Origin of the sequence: Pseudomonas sp. Pse1 (assembly GCF_024519635.1) — a bacterium.
GTDB lineage: Bacteria > Pseudomonadota > Gammaproteobacteria > Pseudomonadales > Pseudomonadaceae > Aquipseudomonas.
On the sequence record NZ_JALJRO010000114.1, the window covers coordinates 1 to 321 of the forward strand.

At 55.5% G+C, this 321-nt stretch carries 1 pseudogene; it reads left to right on the forward strand.

Annotated elements, in window-relative coordinates:
• Positions 1–321, forward strand: a pseudogene (locus NR126_RS28635) (hypothetical protein); the annotation flags it as partial.

Here is a 321-nt window from a genome sequence, read left to right on the forward strand (position 1 = left end):
TGGTGATTGGCGAGCCTTACGAGGACATGCGCCAGCGTTCCAGTGCATCCATTGCTTCTGCTATCCCGGCAGAGGTGTCATTCAACATCCCGAAGTCTGATGCCAGACTGCGCTTCGTCGATCCGAAGTTTGGCTTTGTGACACCTGCAGCACGTTTTTTCGCGATCTTCTACCGGGATGATCGAATTGGTAGCGTCCGCATGTCCCCCCAAATCGAGCCACTGCTGCTCGACGACATTTTCAAAGTCGTGCTGGATTTGCAGGAACAATGGCGCAAGGCCGGCTGGGTACTCACTCGCCCCGATCAATATCCTGCGCTCG